The following is a 17,203-nucleotide window of genomic DNA, read 5'->3' as shown; positions in this document are numbered from 1 at the left end:
CGTTGATGCTGTACTGAGTAATTAACCATGCCGGGCCAAAGCAATTGGCGCGCTGACGTTGCAGCGCAAACCTAATGGCCTGCGCAAGCTTCCGTCTTACGCTCGGGTGGCAAGTCTGAAAAAGGCTTGGCCTACGGTGTTCTGATTTTGCCTATTCTAAATTTCCCTTTCCATTCTCGTATGAAACGTGTTTTCCGAACTGCCCTGCTTCTGTCGCTAGGGTTGCTCACACCCCAACTGCAAGCGCACAAAGCCGATCTGACTACCGCCACCGCCGCCACGGTCGAAGATCAGAAGATGAATAAGTTCATCAGCGACCTGATGCAGAAAATGACGCTGGAGGAGAAAATCGGCCAGCTCAACATGATTACCGTGGGCTTCGACGTGACGGGCCCCGTGGTCAGCAAGGATGTGGATGCCAACATTCGCAAGGGCAACGTAGGCTCGGTGCTGAATACGTTCACGCCCCAGGCCGCCCGCAAGCTCCAGGAAATGGCCGTGAAGGAGTCGCGCCTGCACATTCCGCTTATGTTTGGTTACGACGTAATTCACGGGCACCGCACCATTTTCCCCATTGCCCTAGGCTTGGCTTCTAGCTGGGACCTGCAGGCCATTGAGCGCAGTGCCCGCATTGCCGCCGAAGAAGCCTCCGCCGACGGCATCAACTGGGTGTACTCGCCCATGGTAGACATTGCCCGCGACCCGCGTTGGGGCCGCATCTCAGAAGGCTCGGGCGAAGATCCGTACCTGGGCTCGCAGATTGCCCGCGTGATGGTGCGCGGCTACCAGGGCACCGACCTGACCAAAAACAACACCGTGATGGCCTGCGTGAAGCACTTCGCGCTCTACGGCGCCGCCGAAGCCGGCCGCGACTACAACACCACCGATATGAGCCTGGTGCGCATGTACAACGAGTACCTGCCGCCCTACAAAGCCGCCGTGGAGGCTGGCGCTGGCTCCATGATGTCGTCGTTTAATGACATCAACGGCGTACCGGCCACCGGCAACAAGTGGCTGATGACGGAGCTGCTGCGCAACCAGTGGGGCTTCGATGGTTTTGTGGCTACCGACTACACTGCCATCAATGAAATGACTGCCCACGGCATGGGCGACGACGCCCAGGTGTCGGCGCTGGCCTTAAATGCAGGCATTGATCAGGACATGGTAGGGGAGATATTCCTGAAAAACCTGGCCCAAAACCTGAAAGATGGCACCGTGAAGCAGGAGCAGATTGACCTGGCTTGCCGCCGGATTCTGGAAGCCAAGTACAAGCTAGGCCTGTTCAAAGACCCCTACCTCTACACCAACGAGAAGCGGGCCAAGGCGACCATGATGAAGAAGGAGTTCATCGCCGACGCCCGCGACATTGCCCGCAAGAGCATGGTGCTGCTCAAGAACAGCAACAACGCGCTGCCGCTCAAGAAATCGGGCACCATTGCGTTGGTGGGCCCCCTGGCTACTCGGCAGCGTGATATGATCGGCTCGTGGAGCGGGGCCGGCGACTGGAAGCAGGCCGTATCGTTGGAGCAAGGTATCCGGAACGTGGCCGGCAACGGCGTGAAGATCATAACGGCCCAGGGCGCCAACTTCACCGACGACCAGCAGATGATTGACCGCCTCAACGCCCATGGTGGGGAGCTGAACGTGGACAAGCGCAGCTCGGAGGCCATGATTCAGGAAGCAGTGCAAGCCGCCCAGGGTGCCGACGTAATTGTGGCCGCCGTGGGTGAGAGCCAAGGTATGACAGGGGAGGCGGCCAGCCGTGCCGACATAGGCCTACCGGGCCAGCAACTGGAGCTGCTGAAGGCCCTGAAGAAAACCGGTAAGCCCCTGGTTATCGTGCTGATGAGCGGCCGCCCCATGACCCTGCCCTGGGAAGACCAGAACGCCGATGCCATCCTGGAAACCTGGTTTGCTGGTACCCAGGCCGGTAACGCCATTGCTGATGTACTGTTCGGGGCCTATAACCCCTCGGGTAAGCTTACGGCTACCTTCCCGCAGCACGTAGGCCAGGTGCCGTTGTACTACAACCACAAGAATACCGGCCGGCCCTACGCTGGGGTAGCACTGGACAAGTACAAGTCGCGCTACATGGATGTCAGCAACGACCCATTGTATCCGTTTGGCTACGGGCTAAGCTACACCACCTTCCAGTACGGCAAGCCCGAGTTGAGCACGACTACCTTGCCTATGAACGGCACGCTGGAGGTGAAAGTAACAGTGACGAACACCGGCAATTACGACGGCGAAGAAGTAGCCCAGCTTTATATCCGTGATATGGTGGGCTCTATCTCTAGGCCAGTAAAAGAGCTGAAAGGCTTCCAGAAGGTGATGCTGAAGAAAGGGGAGAGCCGCACTCTTACTTTCCGCCTCACTCCCGAAGACCTGAAGTTCTACAATGCCGACCTCAAGTTCGCGGCTGAGCCTGGCGACTTCCAGGTATTTGTAGGTGGCAACTCCCGCGATGTACAAATGGTCTCCTTCAAACTGACCCAATAGTACTGGCCTAGGTACCGAACTGATGCGGGCAGAACCTTTACATTCTGCACCCACATTGGCCATTTAGGTACAAAAACAAACCGGCGGACTGTTATAACAGTCCGCCGGTTTGTTTTTGTACCGGTCATAGCAACCCCACAACCCTACGTGTTTAAAGTTTTGTAAGGCAAAAATCGTTTTATTCTATTGTTTCTTATCTGAGCTAGCAAGCTATAGATGTGGCGGGTTTGGATATATACTATTGGGTTCTATAGCTTCTGAGCGTGTGTCGTAAGTGTATAAGTAAAATGTTAAATAGATGAAAAATAGCCTTTGCTGCCCGCAAACCGAGATTTAGGGTTTGCTTTTTACTACCCAGCTCCAATATATTTGGTCACAACTAAGGCAAGTAACGCACCTATGGCTCCTCGTGAGCTGGCCTTTGGCCACCAGCGTCTTCTTCCTTATCCGCCTCAGTGAGTTTGCAATCCAAGCTCCGTGGCATCCGCTCTATTACTGCTCGCGTCATGCTTTACTACGTGAGTGGGTCCATCCTTTCTCTCCAACATCCCACCCCATCCATGAACACAACAAATACTACTTTCGGCTAGGCCACTTGCGCCATTCAGTGAAGAGAGGTGTAAGTAAATAAGTCACTTGCCTGGGCCTTAGCTGCTGCGCCATCATCTGGCTTCATGCTGACCCAACTACTTGGCAGTGCAGTATGCACGCCTAGTAACTCTCTGCTCCGGCGACAATTTGTTCGCCCCAGGCCTCCTTTTCTTCTTGGTTATATACGAGCCCGGTGCACGCTAGCTGCTATACTTCAGTAAGCGCCATTGGGTCTGAACAACACGTAGGCCCCGCGGCCTACCCTCTCATGGTATGCCTACCTGGGTCATGAGCAGATGAGAAATATAAACGTGCAATGAAGTGTGATAACGGCGGAAACGGGGCGGAGCATCTCCTCCCCGTTTTTTTCGCTGGCTTATTCTCATTCACCCCAAGCAATCAGTACTTATGAATGGCTCAAGCTTTTCAAAGCCGCAGCGTAGGCTTCGCACTACGTTCTCTGGCGTTCTGTTATTAGCCGCTACGGTTTTCGGTTTTACTGCGAAAGCGCAGCAACTCAGCTTTCTGCGGGCCAAGGGAGCCCAAATGGTAGATGCCAGCGGGAAGCAAGTGGTGTTGCGAGGCTTCAATGTGGGCGGCTGGCTGCTTCAAGAAAGTTATATCCTCCAGACCGACTCGCTTAACTGTCAATGGCGAATTAAGCAGGGCATGCTCCGCACGATGCCGGAAGCGCAGATGGAGGAATTCTATCGGCAGTATAGAGCCAATTTTATCACTAAGGCTGATATTGATTTCATTGCTAAGCAAGGGTTTAACTGCGTGCGGCTGCCTTTCCATTATGATTTATTCCTGACAGCCGCCCAACGGCACGCCCGCACACAAGCCATGCTCAGCCCAAAGAACGTTGATGGCTACGTTCAGCAACTGAGCACTTGGTACGATCAAAATCAGCTGTTCACAGACGACAAGAACTTAGATGGTTTTCGCTTCATCGACAACGTACTAAGCTGGTGCGCGGCCAACAAGCTGTATGTAATTCTGGACTTGCACGCCGCCCCCGGCGGGCAGGGCACCGACCGTAATATCAACGACAACTTTGTCTCTTTGGACCTGTGGAAGCGGCGCGATGCCAAGGGCCGGCCTATTTACCAGGACATGACCGTGCGGTTATGGGAGAAACTATCGGCGCGTTACAAGAACGATGCGCGAGTGGCCATGTACGACCTTATCAATGAGCCCCATAACTTAAATGTGGCCAATGGGATGTCGGCTGATAATCAGGAGTTGAGTGCTCTATATTCCCGCCTAATCAATGCGGTTCGGGCACAAAACGATAAGCATTTACTTCTGTTGGAGGGCAATGGCTACGGTAATGAGTACACTAATCTAACGCCTGATAAGCTCGCCATTCAAGACAAGAGTAACCTGGCCTACAATGCCCACCGCTACTGGTGCCCTAACACACCCGAAACCGCCGACAGCAACCCAAACCAAATCAACCTGCTGCACAACTTAGCTGCTTTTCGCGACCGGTGGCAGGTGCCAGTGTGGGTAGGGGAGACCGGTGAAAACTCCAACGAGTGGTTTGTGGCGGCCGTGCAGGGCCTAAACGCTCAGAATATTGGCTGGTGCCACTGGACCTTGAAACGGGTGGATGGACCAACCAGCTTGCTCCGAGTAAAGCCTTATGGTAGCATTCTGACGCCCCAGGGGCGGGCTGCTTTACTGCGTAACGTGCAGTACGCCAATTGCCAACCTAACCGCGACGTAATTGCTGCTCTTACCCAGCCAGCTACGTTCCAAGCGCCTTTTGCAGCCCTGTCGATTCCCGGCACAATCCAAGCTGCTGACTATGATTTGGGACGAGCTGAGGTGGCCTACCACGATGAGTTCTCGGCCAAGGTAGATTACCGCGACAATACTCCCTGGAATCAGGGTGGGGAGTATCGTAACGATGGGGTTGATATAAAAGTGAATACTAACTCACCAGCAGCCTCTTATGCTGTAGGCCACTTGGCCGCAGGCGAATGGCTTAAGTATACCGTGAAGGTGAAGTCGGCAGGAGAGTATACTCTGCAAATGCGAGTACAGAAAGGTACTGCTCCGGGTCTGTTAAGTTTACAACTGGATGGTAATAAGCTGGTTTCCGTGCCAATTGCTTCTGCTGCAACGGCCGGAGAATGGACAACTGTAGCGGTAAAAACCCCATTCCTTCCGGCGGGCCAACATCAATTACGACTGCTGATTGAGCAGCCAGTCAGTCAAATCAGCTGGATGCGTTTCGAAGCAGCGGGGACAACGTCGGCTGGCGGTCAGTAAAGCAACTGCGTTACTTTTTCTTACCTTGGAAAGTACGATGAGGCTCATTTTTCGCAATTTCTCTTTGCTTCGAAGCAGTTGGGCAACTGCTCTGCTCTTGGGCGTGCTGCTCTTGGTTTCTCTGCAGAGCAAGGCTGCCGCTCAATCTTCTGCCCCCGATACCCTGCGCGTACGACCTAATTTGGAAGAACTCTTTATCGAGCCTCGCTTTTACAGCATCCTGGAAGACCCATCGGGCCAACTAACACTGGCAGATGTACAACAGCCTGTGCACGCTGCGGCCTTCGAGCGTGGTGATAAGCTGCCCACCAACATGGAGCATCCTGGGGCAGCCTATTGGCTACGCCTAGTAGTAAGAGCTGAAGGGCCACTCGCTCAGCACTGGTATTTTGAGCTCTTTGATTCACATCTCAACGACATTGCCTTCTTTCCTTCGGCAGAAAACGGGCGGAATGCAGTTCACACGGGTGCCGACCAACCTCTGACTTCGCGCCGTTTCCCCTATAAAAACTTCTTGTTCCGGCTAGCGTTGGAGCCCGACCAAACACAGGTGTTTTACCTGCGCCTGCGCTCTAACTCCAAAACCAGCTTTCTAAGTCGGTTACGCACTGAGCAGATGCTGGCAGTTCACTTTCAGGCCGAATATGGGCTGTTGGGCGGCTTCTATGGCATCCTCCTGATTATGGTTATCTATAATCTGTGCCTGTACGTGTTCATTGGCGAGCAGACATACCTGCGCTACGTGGTGTATGTATTGAGTTCAAGCCTAATGTTCTTGTCAGAGGATGGCCTAGGGTTTCAGTACTTGTGGCCGGGCTATCCTACTCTGAATCAGATGATTATTGCTGGTTCACCCATACTGCTGTTACTCACATTCAGTTACTACGCGCGCCAGTTTCTCGATGCGCCACAGCGCCTGCCCCACTACGATCAATGGGTGCGGGCAGTGGTACTGCTCAGCGTTGCGGCATTATTGCTAGACACAATTTGGCTAAACTCAGGGCTCGGCTTCTGGCTGTATCTGCTGCCATACGGCATGATTTATTACCTCGCCTTCCGAATTTGGCAGCGCGGGTTTCGCCCCGCCGGTTACTTCTTACTAGCTCACGCCATGGTGGCGGTGAGTGTGGGCTTCCTTATTCTGCGCAAGCTGGGTATTGATACCTTCACGAATACAGCTACGGTGTATAGCATGAATGCCGCGTTTGTAGTGGAAGTAGTGGTACTTTCCTATGCCCTAGGAGAGAAGATAAAGGGTATCAAGGACTTGACTATCAGGGCGCAGGAAAAATTAGTGAAGCAGCTCCGGAAGAAACATCTGGCTCAGGACCGGCTTGTGGAGCAATTAAAGCGCAACCAAGAGCTAAAAGACCAACTGAACACCGAGCTTGAAAGTCTGGTTGCGCTACGCACCGAGGAATTGCGTCGCCAAAGTGATACTATCAGCGCTCAAAACAGAGAACTGCTGCAGGCCAATGGGTTACTAGCTTTGCAGTCAGCCGCAATTGAGAAATTGAATACTGATTTGCAGCGCGACCTGCAAGAAGCCAAAACGGCCCGGGTGTTATCTAAAGAAGTCGATTTTGGCGAGTTCAGTCAAATCTATCCCGATAAGGAGGCCTGTTTGGTTTATTTGGCTAACCTGAAATGGGCTAACACTTTCCAGTGCCGCAAGTGTGGTCACGAAAAGTATTGCGACGGAAGAGAGCCACACTCCCGGCGCTGTACCCGGTGTCGGTATGTCGAATCGGCCACGGCGTACACCTTACTGCAGAAGTGTAAGTTCTCAATTATCAAGGCCTTCTACGCGGTTTTTCTGGTCTACACGCACAAGGGCAACTATACTTCACAGGAGCTATCAAGAGTCCTAGATCTGCGTCAAGGAACGTGTTGGAGCTTTAGCCAAAAGGTGACAGAAGCCATGCGCCGGCGCCGACAAGCACCTGACTATGACGAGAACGAAGACTGGACGCATGTCCTGTTAGATGCCACTGGAATCGTTGAAGAAGAGGTAGTGGGTACTGAAGAAAGAGCTAGTCTTAGTTCCTCAAACAGAAAGGTTACGCTCTAGGGTAATGCCAGTTAATTTTTTTCAAAAAAATAGCTCAATAAGTCTAATTTCTTGATTGTTTTTTACGTGAATCAAGCTGCACGGATAAATGGCATTAGCACAGCAGATGGCCCTTATCCGTTGTATTATGCGTGTGTAGTAAGCGTATAATGGTCTTGTTAGCAATATGAAAAATGGTGTTTCTGACGTTTTCAGGCAGATTTAGCTATTGCATTTGCCAAACAAGGTCGGATATATTTGGGCATTCCCCCCGACCCATGCCCACCTTCCCTCAACTACTGTCTACCCCTATAGGAGTAGCCTACAGCCTCAGCCAGTTTACGCTTCGCTACTCGGCTCATATTAGATCTTCCACTGATCAATTAACCTCTAAATGCCCAGCAGCACCCTTATTGCTATTGGGTATGTTACTGCTAGAGGCGCCATGCTTTGGGCAATAAGGCTGTATACAGAGCAGGGTGTTGAGTACTCACTCACGGTATATATTTTTATAGTAAGCCCTAATTATTGTTGTGCTAACCCGCTTCTAGACTGCATTGCAGTAGTGCCTCACAAATGCTGCTCCGTCACACTTGGTAACCCGCTTTACACCAGGTCTAGGCCATTCCACTACATCACTGTGATACATCTAGGCCAGTAGCATTTTGGCTGCTGTTTGTCAGGCACCTTCACACCAATTTGCTCACGCTACCGAGTAGTCTTACTTCTAACAACCAGAAGTACCCGCGCACATCTTAATTGATTTGCCTTCCCTTGATCTTACCCACAATTCCCACACAATCATATGAATCAACCTTTCTACACCAATGCATTGCTGCGGCGGGCCGTGTGGCTATCAGCAGCCGGCTTGCCGGTGTTAGCGGCTCCGGCCGCCGCCGCTGAAGTCTCCCCGCTGGCAAGTCTGGCACCCGAGCGCATGGCCTTCGCCGATGTGCCAGTTTCAGGACGAGTAGTCCAATCAAACGGTGATCCGCTACCCGGCGTGACCATCGTTGTAAAAGGCACCACCGTTGGCACCTCTACCGATGCTAACGGCAATTTCTCCCTGAACGCACCAGAAGGCTCTACGTTGGTTATCAGCTACGTAGGCTTCTCGCGCAAAGAAGTACCCGTAACTGGCGCCACCAGCAATATTAGCGTAACTCTAACCGAAGACAGCCGGGCGCTGAGCGAAGTGGTAGTTGTAGGCTACGGTACCCAGGAGCGCGGCAGCGTAACGGGCGCCATATCCTCAGTTGGCTCCGCTGACATTGTGCGGCAGCCGGTGCCGGATGTTACGCAAGCTATTCAGGGTAAAGTTTCGGGTGTAACTATCACATCAAACGGAGGCGCGCCAGGCGGTGCTGCTGGTACGGCCATACGGGTGCGCGGTATTACTTCAGCTGGTAACAACAACCCGCTGTATGTAGTAGATGGCTTCCCTTTGCCCGATGGCGGCGACAATCAGCTAAATGCTATTAGCCCCAACGATATTGAGACTATCGATATTCTGAAAGACGCCTCCGCTACGGCTATTTACGGGGTGCGCGCGGCCAACGGGGTAGTTATCATCACTACCAAGCGGGGTAAGGCAGGTAAAACCACGTTCAACCTGGATGCCTACCGGGGCGTCCAGACGGTAGCCCGGAAACTGGATCTGCTCAACGCAGAAGAATATGCTACCATCAACAATGAGTCGTTGCTGGCTGCGGGCAAACCCATTGCCCTCGACAAGTTGCGCGACCCATCTACGCTAGGCGAAGGCACCGACTGGCAGGACCTGTTGTTCCGTCGGGCAAAAATCCAGAACTACTCTTTGTCGGCTACGGGAGGTAGTGAAAAGGCACGCTTTGCATTGTCGGGCACGTATTTCCAGCAGGACGGTATTATTCTAGGAACCAACTTTGAGCGTTTCACGTTGCGCGCCAACGGTGACGTCCAGATCGGGAAAATGCTCAAGATCGGTAACAGCATTTCCCTGACTCACCTGAACGACCGTCAGGTGACGAGCAACAACGGGGAATATGGCGCCGTGCAGCAATTGTTGCGCATTCCGCCTACGGTGCAGGCCTACCGCCCCGATGGCTACTGGTACCAGCCTAACAGTGCCAATGATAACTTCACGGAGGAAAATCCACTGGCTACGTCGCAGCGCGTAAACCAGAGATTTAACCGTAACCGGGCCATTACCACGTTCTTCGCGGAATTGGAGCCCGTGAAAGGGCTGCGCTTCCGCACCAATGTGGGCGCTGACCTGATCTTCGATAACTTCAATAGCTTCGCACCACGAGGCCCCGAGCTGGCCGGCTACACGCAGCGCTACATTACAGCGGGGGCTTCAGCTACTTCCAGCTATGCTCCGTCGTATTTGATTGAGAACACGGCTACCTATGACCACCTGTTTGCCGACAAGCACCAGGTAACCTTGCTGCTAGGCCAGTCGGCGCAGGAGTTCAATTATAGCAACGTAGAGGCCTACCGCACGGGCTATTTGCGCAACGATCTGCAGACTATTAATGCAGGCCCCATCAATACGCTGCTGGCCAACGCCGGTACGTTGGACCCCACGCCTCGCCGCCTAGCCAGCTACTTTGGCCGCTTAAACTATGAATTCGGGGGTAAGTACATCTTCCAGGCCATTGCCCGCTACGACGGTTCTTCGCGCTTCCAGCCCGGTGAAAAATTCGGTTTCTTCCCTGGTGCTTCCGTAGGCTGGCGCATTTCCGAAGAGGATTTTTTGAAGGGTAGCAGCGTCATCAGCAACCTGAAGTTGCGCGCGGGCTACGGCCGGGTAGGTAACGAATTAAATGCCGGCCGCTTCGCCTACCTGTATGCTATCAACTTCGGTATCACGTATCCGTTAGGACCAGATGGGGCCATCAACACGGGTGGTGCACCAACTCGTTTGGCCAACCCCAAACTGCGGTGGGAGTACAACGACCAGGCCAACATTGGCCTCGACATGGGCTTCCTGGAAAACCGGTTTGAAGCTAGCATCGACCTATACAATCGTAACTCACCCAACCTGATTGCAGGCGTACCGCCATCCTTGGTATCGGGTACTTACGAATCGGTGAATGCTAACGCGGCTTCGGCTTATAACCGGGGTATCGACTTTTCATTTACCTCGCACAACTTCACTGGGGTTGATCAGGGCTTGAACTGGACAACTACTCTGAACGTGTCGGCCTTTAAAACTCGTCTGGAATCGTTAGGAGCGGGCGTGCCTTATAACGGGTTAGGTTCTTTGAGCGGCACTATTGTGCGCTATGATATCAACCAGCCCTTTGGCTCCTTCTACGGCTACGTGGCTGAAGGTCTGTTCCAGACGCCGGAGGACGTGAAGAACGCGCCTACGCAGCAGCCCGGTACCGCTCCCGGCGACATCCGATTCAAGGACATCAACGGCGACGGCGTAATCACCGACCTGGACCGTACGTTTATTGGCAACCCGAACCCCAACTTCTCGTTCGGTCTTACCAATACCTTAAATTATAAGAACTTCGATCTGAGCTTCTTTATCCAAGGCGTGCAGGGCAATGATGTGTATAACCTCAACCGCTATATCACGGAAAGCGCTCTGTATAGCACTACCAACGGTACCACCCGCATCCTGAACCGCTGGACCGGCCCCGGCACCAGCAATGATATCCCGCGCGCCATCAACGGCGACCCCAACAACAACCTGCGGGTATCCACGCACTACATCGAGGATGGCTCTTACGTGCGCCTCAAAAACCTCACGTTCGGGTACACTCTGCCCAAAACCCTGATGAGCCGCATTTCGGCTACCCAGCTACGCGTGTACTTCACGGCTCAGAACCTGTTGACGCTGACGAAATACACCGGCTACGACCCAGAGGTAAGTGCTAGCGGGGTTGACCTCGGCATTTATCCCCAGGCCCGTGTGTTCATGGGAGGCATCAACATCGGGTTCTAATCCTCACAAATTCCCACCTACCTAGTCATGAATATTACTAAACGTACTTGCAGCGCCTTTTTGCTCTCTCTAGGCCTGCTGGTGGGTTGCACCGAGAAATTTCTCGAGGAAGCGCCCGCCGACCAAGTAACCGACGCTAACTTTTACCAGACCCAGCAAGATGCTATTCAGGCCGTAAATGCGGCCTATAGCGAGTTAACCAAAGAGGGCCAGTACAACCTAGCCATGTGGGCCTTCGATATTATGGCCGACATTTCCGTAACGGGTGGCGACGATGGCAACGACGGTATTGAGTACAAACAACTAGAGGCTTTCAGCATCCCTTCTACCAACGTGGTGGTAAACCGGCTGTGGGGCGGCTCCTTTATTGGGGTGCAGCGCGCTAACCTAGTACTCCAGAAAGTGCCTAGCATCCCCAACATGGACCCTGCAATTCAGAAACGGTGCTTAGGAGAAGCTCAGTTCCTGCGGGCTAAGTACTACTTCGACCTTGTGCGGGCCTACGGTGATGTACCGTTGTTCACTGCGCCTCCATCGGGGCCTGAAGCTGTAAATATCCCGCGTACCCCTGCTGCTGAAGTATACAAGCTGATTGAGCAGGATTTGAAAGATGCCTACGACAACCTGCAGCCATCTTACAGCGGCGCCGATTTAGGCCGGGCTACCAAATGGGCTGCAGCAGGTTTGCTGGCTAAAGTCTATATCACCGAAGGCAAGAAAACTGAAGCTGCTCAGTGGGCAAGGGAGGTGATCAACAAGTCGGGTAAAACGATGTGGGCCAACTACGCCGATAATTTTAAAATCGGTAATGAGAACAAGAACGAGAAGGAGTCACTGTTCGAGGTACAGTATGTAAACGGCCGTAACCAGTACGAACGCAACAACGTGGGCTCCGCAATGAATGAGTTCTTCGGACCACGGGGTGCCAACCAAACGCCTGGTAGTGGCTACGGCTTCAACGTTCCGGAGCCTGACTTCGTGAATGGCTATGAGGCCGGTGACACGCGCAAAGCTGCCACCATTTGGGTGCCCGGCGACGTTTTCCCGGATGGGGCTAAGCAGTCGGCTAAAGCAACCGGCTCGCCTTTCGGCTATAACTGCAAGAAGTGGTTTGTGGGTAAAGATCCAGCAGTAACCAACATCTGGGATTCACCCCTCAATGTGCCCGTGATGCGGCTTGCCGAGGTATACCTGATTCTGGCTGAGGCGGTAGGACCAACGCAAGAAGGCCTAGAAGCTATTAATAAAGTACGTCGCCGCGCCTTTGGCCTAGACATCAATACGCCTTCTGCTGCCCACGACCTGACGGCCGGCACTGCCAACTTCACGGATGCCGTGATTAATGAACGCAAGTACGAGCTGGCCTTTGAGTTTGACCGCTGGTTTGACCTCAAGCGCACGGGCAAGCTTATCCCAGTGATGACAGCCCAGGCGGCTTACCTGCGTACCCTAGGCATCACCCAGCGTGGTATTCCAACCGAGAAAAATCTGGTGCTGCCCATTCCGCAGTCAGAGCTGGATGCCAACCCCGGTTTGAAACAAAATCCTGGCTACTAGGCCACTCTCTCCCGACTTTTAGCCCAGAACTATCATGCAGTACATAGGAACTAAGACGGCGCTGGTGGCATTGGCCAGCGCCCTGCTTTTCACCGCTTGCGATAAAGAAGAACAAGGAGAACTCAGCGGCCCTAAGCCCACCACGAGCTTCACAGCCTCTACTCCCAAAGTAGTAGGGCTTACCTCCGAAGTAACGTTTACTAGCACCAGCACCGACGCATTTTTGTACCAGTGGGACTTTGGCGATGGTACTATCGGGTCTGGCCAGACGGTAACCCACGTGTACACGAAAGGTGGGACCTTCAACGTGCAACTCATCACGGCTGGGAAAGGCGGTACCGGCAACACCGCTACCCAGCAGGTAGTCATTGTGTCGCCGCTCAGCACCGTAAACCGGCTGCTAACCGGGGGCTCCTCCAAAACCTGGATGCTGGATAATACCGCTGACGCCCCCATTATTGTAGGTACCGAGGGCAATCCAGGCCAGTATTTCGCGGGTGTAAAGGCAGGCGAACTACCGGCTTGCCAGTCGGATGATGAGTACACCTTCTCGTCAGCCAACGTATTTACATACGACTCGAAAGGCGAAACCTTCTTCGCTAACCAGAAAGACTACTCCTGTCAGCCGGGATTGTCTGATACCTCGCCGTTTGTCTTTGGAGCGGCCGTAGGGAATGGCCTAGGCCAGTTCACCCTCAACAAAGCTGGCACCTTCATTGGCGCCACCGATGCTTCACTTACAGAGCGGGTATACCGGATTATCTCTATTGATGAGAAGAAAATGACCCTCCGGGCCGGCAGCGGCGCCTCAAACGGCACGGTATTCACCCTAAAGCTGGTAGCAAAGTAACCACGCTCTTCCGCGGCCAGATGACTGGCTTGAGCCCGTTTGGGCACACTACTATATGATAAAGACGTTCATACGTACTTCCCTCAGCCGAAAAGCCGGGGCCAGCAGCTTGCTGGCCCTGAGCTTGCTGGCCTGTACGGAAACCAAACCCAAAAACCTGCCGGCACCGATGGCGCCAATTGCCAACGAGGAAGCCCGCGAGCCTAATCAGTACACCGAGCTCAAATGGAGCGACGAGTTTGATACTGGGGCCCTCGATCAAAGCAAGTGGGTATACGAGCAAGGTGCCAGCGGTTGGGGCAACAACGAACTCCAGAATTACACTAACTCAACTGAAAACGTATTCACGGAGGGCGGCAATCTTGTTATCAGAGCCAAGAAAGAGGCCGGTACTAATGCGTACACCTCGGGCCGCATTATCACTAAGGGCAAGCAGAACTTCCAGTTTGGCAGGTTAGATGTGCGAGCCAAGGTGCCTAAGGGCAAAGGCGTGTGGCCCGCCATCTGGATGCTGGGCTCCGACATCGACCAGAACAACTGGCCCGTGTGCGGCGAGATTGACATCATGGAGTTGCGCGGTAGCAAGCCCCGGGAGCTGCTCTCGACCATGCATTTTGGAACTAGCTCCGCCAACCACATCTACAAGGGTACCACCGAGCAACTGTCCTACGACCTCTCCAATGATTTCCACGTGTTCAGTGTGGTGCGGAGCAAAAACCTGATTCGCTTTTACCTGGATGGACGCGAGTACTACCGTTTCACAGACAGTGACGCCAGTCCTTACCCGTTCAACAATCCTTTCTTCGTGATTCTGAACGTGGCCGTGGGGGGCAATTTTGATGGCAATCCTGATGGGACGGCTTCCTTCCCGCAGCAAATGCAGGTTGATTACGTGCGCTTCTATCAGTACAAATAATACCGGGGCTCGGTCCGGCAATGCCGAGTGGGATGAGGTGCCTTGCCAGAAAGCTTTTGGGGATTAGCTTTCTGGCCCTAGTGGGCCGGGCCTGGCCATACATGCCAGGTCCGGTTACTGGGCGCATCAGGTCTTTCTTTTTGTTCTCAGGCAACCCCCGGCTACCATAGCCACGTCTTGCCAGCGTAACACCTTCACCATTGCAAAAGTATCCCGCTGCGGAAGCTAGAAGCCAAAGCGGGAGTATAAAGGGCCGGCTGTCTATTAGGGGGACATGCCGGCCCTTCTTGCATAGTGGCCTAGAGGCTAGCTAGTGCTTACTGCAGACTATAAGAAGCTACGAGCACAGCCTCATGAGGCAATTTCCAAAGCTGCATTTAGAACGCTCCGTTGTAGGGCTTACACTAATACAGCACTCCATCTAGGGGAGATTCAACAAAATTTGACTGATAAGCTGAAAACACCCCGGCCTGGCTAGCTTTCACATGATGCGTGTGAAAACCAGCCAGGCCGGAGTATATAGTGTCCGAGTGGCCTAGCGGCGCTAGTTGACGAGCAGGGTCATGATGGAGTGGGGGCGGCTAGTGGTTGGCGCGGCCTGGCCCTTGATCCAGAGCTGGAAGGGCTGCTCCTTGTCCGTTTGGTTCATCACCACCACGGCCAGGCTGCCGTCCGGGTTGCGGAAGGCCGTGGTCTGCAGCACGTCCCGGCTGCTGGCCGTGGCCACGCGCCGGGCGCCGGGCCGGATGAACTTGCTGAAATGACCGATGTAATAGTAGCTGTTGGTGTACAAGAGCTTGCCCGTGCGCGTGTCGCCGTGGATGGGGGCATAGCAGAAGTTGCCCACGTGGTTGGGCCCGCCCGTCTCATCCAGCAGGATGTTCCAGTCGGTCCAGGCCTCGGTGCCGGCGTTGAAGTCATGGATCATCGAGTAGCCGTACCGCTCGCCCAGGGCCCAGTCATTAATACCGCTGAACTGAAACTTCTCCACGCAGCCCTCGGTGAAGATCAGGTGCTTGTCGGGGTAGGTCTCGTGCACGCGGCGCACGTTCTCGAACTGCATGCCCGAGCCGGTCCACGTCTCGTACCAGTGGTAGCCCAGGCCCCAGTAGTACTGGCTGGCTTCGGGGTCATCAAAGAGCGTGGCCGCGCGCTGGTAGATCAGGTCGCGGTTGTGGTCCCAGCCGATGAGCTTCTTGCCGCCGAGGCCACTCTTTTTGAGCGTCGGGCCGAGGTAGCCCTTGACGAAGTCGCGCTCCTCCTCGGCCGTGAACACGCACGACTCCCACTTCTGCACGGCCATGGGCTCGTTCTGCACCGTCAGGCCCCAGATCGGAATGCCCTGCCGCTCATATTCCCGGATGAACTTGACGTAATAGTCGGCCCAGACCTGGCGGTACTCGGGCAGCAGCTTGCCGCCCTTGAGCATGGTCTTGGTGTCCTTCATCCAGGCCGGGGGGCTCCAAGGGCTCACGTACATCGTCAGCTTACCACCGGCGGCCGCCATCGCCTGCTTGATGAGCGGAATCCGGTACTGCTCGTCGTGCTTGACACTGAAGGACTTGAGCGTCTTGTCGCCCTCGGCCACGTAGGTGTAGCTGTCAGTGCCGAAGTCGGTGCTGTGGATGTTGGTGCGGCCCAGCGTGTAGCCGATGCCTTGGGTGGGGCTGTAGTAGGCGCGCAGAAACTCCTGCTGCTGGGCCTTGGGCAGCTTGGCGAAGGTTTCGGCGGCAGCATCGGTGAGGGCCCCGCCAATGCCCAGCAGGGTCTGGAAGGCGTGGGTGGGGTCCACGAACACGGTGGGCTGGGTTTCCAGCGGCTGGGGTTGGGCCGAGAAGCGGAGCTTGTCGGTGGCCGAGAGGCGCAACTGCGAATTGTCGGCGGTGGTGTACACCTGCACCTGCTTGCCCGCCGCCGAATACGCCGTAACTGGTGTGGTAGGCTTTGGCTTAGAAGAGGAGGCCTTTTGAGCCGTAGCAGTGGTAAGGGTGGCCATGAACATGGCGGCCAGAAGTGTTCTGGGCATGGGGATAAATGAGAGATCTGGGAATCCTAGTAAGTATTCTTAGCTCAGGAGTATATGTGTTGTGCTCCTAGTCTTCTGTTCAAAAATGAAGGGTGATTTTCAACACAAATGCGAGGCTGTTACCTGCTCAGCTATTAGAGAGTAAGGGAACTGACTTGGCGCGTAATAGGGCGCAAGCCAACCATCAGGCGAGAGCTGTAATGAGCAGGCATGACATAGTATTACAGAGCCCTGCAGGGAATTGCGGTAGATCCTATGATAAGCTAATTCACAGAACTGCTAGGCGAATCAACTCAGCCGTTAACCCAAATATATCAGCACTAAAGAGAGCAAAAAAGCAGCCACACATAACAGAAACGCCTATATCTTGGCGGCTATACACTTACAGCACACGCTCTTAATCAACAGGCAGACAAGATGCCCCAAAACCCAACAGTAGCGGAAGCTAGGCCTAGCAGATAAGAAACAATGGATTTTTACTGCTTCCGCCTCCC

General features: G+C 54.1%; 8 protein-coding genes. 7 read left to right on the top strand and 1 reads right to left on the bottom strand.

Annotated elements, in window-relative coordinates; genetic code table 11:
• The first annotated feature begins 180 nt into the window (after positions 1-180).
• The 7 genes from bglX to EU556_RS14705 all read left to right on the top strand — a co-directional run bounded on the left by bglX (position 181) and on the right by EU556_RS14705 (position 14,683).
• Positions 181-2,499: a beta-glucosidase BglX gene (bglX, locus tag EU556_RS14735; RefSeq protein ID WP_135434916.1), complete on the top strand. Its 2,319-nt coding sequence runs from the start codon at positions 181-183 to the stop codon at positions 2,497-2,499.
• A 999-nt stretch (positions 2,500-3,498) separates the two neighbouring features.
• On the top strand, positions 3,499-5,370 hold the full coding sequence (locus EU556_RS14730) for a cellulase family glycosylhydrolase (protein WP_135434915.1): 1,872 nt from the start codon (positions 3,499-3,501) through the stop codon (positions 5,368-5,370).
• Between the two features lie 37 nt (positions 5,371-5,407).
• On the top strand, positions 5,408-7,441 hold the full coding sequence (locus tag EU556_RS14725; RefSeq protein WP_135434914.1) for a 7TM diverse intracellular signaling domain-containing protein: 2,034 nt from the start codon (positions 5,408-5,410) through the stop codon (positions 7,439-7,441).
• A gap of 784 nt (positions 7,442-8,225) precedes the next feature.
• Positions 8,226-11,360, top strand: a complete 3,135-nt coding sequence (locus EU556_RS14720; protein WP_135434913.1) for a SusC/RagA family TonB-linked outer membrane protein — start codon at positions 8,226-8,228, stop codon at positions 11,358-11,360.
• A 27-nt stretch (positions 11,361-11,387) separates the two neighbouring features.
• Positions 11,388-12,917, top strand: coding sequence for a RagB/SusD family nutrient uptake outer membrane protein (locus EU556_RS14715; RefSeq protein ID WP_135434912.1), 1,530 nt, complete (start codon positions 11,388-11,390; stop codon positions 12,915-12,917).
• Between the two features lie 34 nt (positions 12,918-12,951).
• Positions 12,952-13,767, top strand: coding sequence for a PKD domain-containing protein (locus EU556_RS14710; protein WP_135434911.1), 816 nt, complete (start codon positions 12,952-12,954; stop codon positions 13,765-13,767).
• A gap of 55 nt (positions 13,768-13,822) precedes the next feature.
• On the top strand, positions 13,823-14,683 hold the full coding sequence (locus tag EU556_RS14705; RefSeq protein WP_135434910.1) for a glycoside hydrolase family 16 protein: 861 nt from the start codon (positions 13,823-13,825) through the stop codon (positions 14,681-14,683).
• Between the two features lie 544 nt (positions 14,684-15,227).
• On the opposite strand, the gene EU556_RS14700 is transcribed toward EU556_RS14705, so the two are convergent.
• Positions 15,228-16,709 carry a glycoside hydrolase family 30 protein gene (locus EU556_RS14700; RefSeq protein WP_135434909.1) on the bottom strand — a complete coding sequence of 494 codons (1,482 nt, stop codon included), beginning with the start codon at positions 16,707-16,709 and terminating at the stop codon, positions 15,228-15,230.
• Positions 16,710-17,203 lie beyond the last annotated feature (494 nt).

The organism is Hymenobacter fodinae (assembly GCF_004745825.1).
In the GTDB taxonomy this organism is placed as follows: Bacteria; Bacteroidota; Bacteroidia; order Cytophagales; family Hymenobacteraceae; genus Hymenobacter; species Hymenobacter fodinae.
The sequence above is the reverse complement of the archived record's forward strand: the minus strand, read 5'-3'. Positions and strand labels throughout refer to the sequence as shown.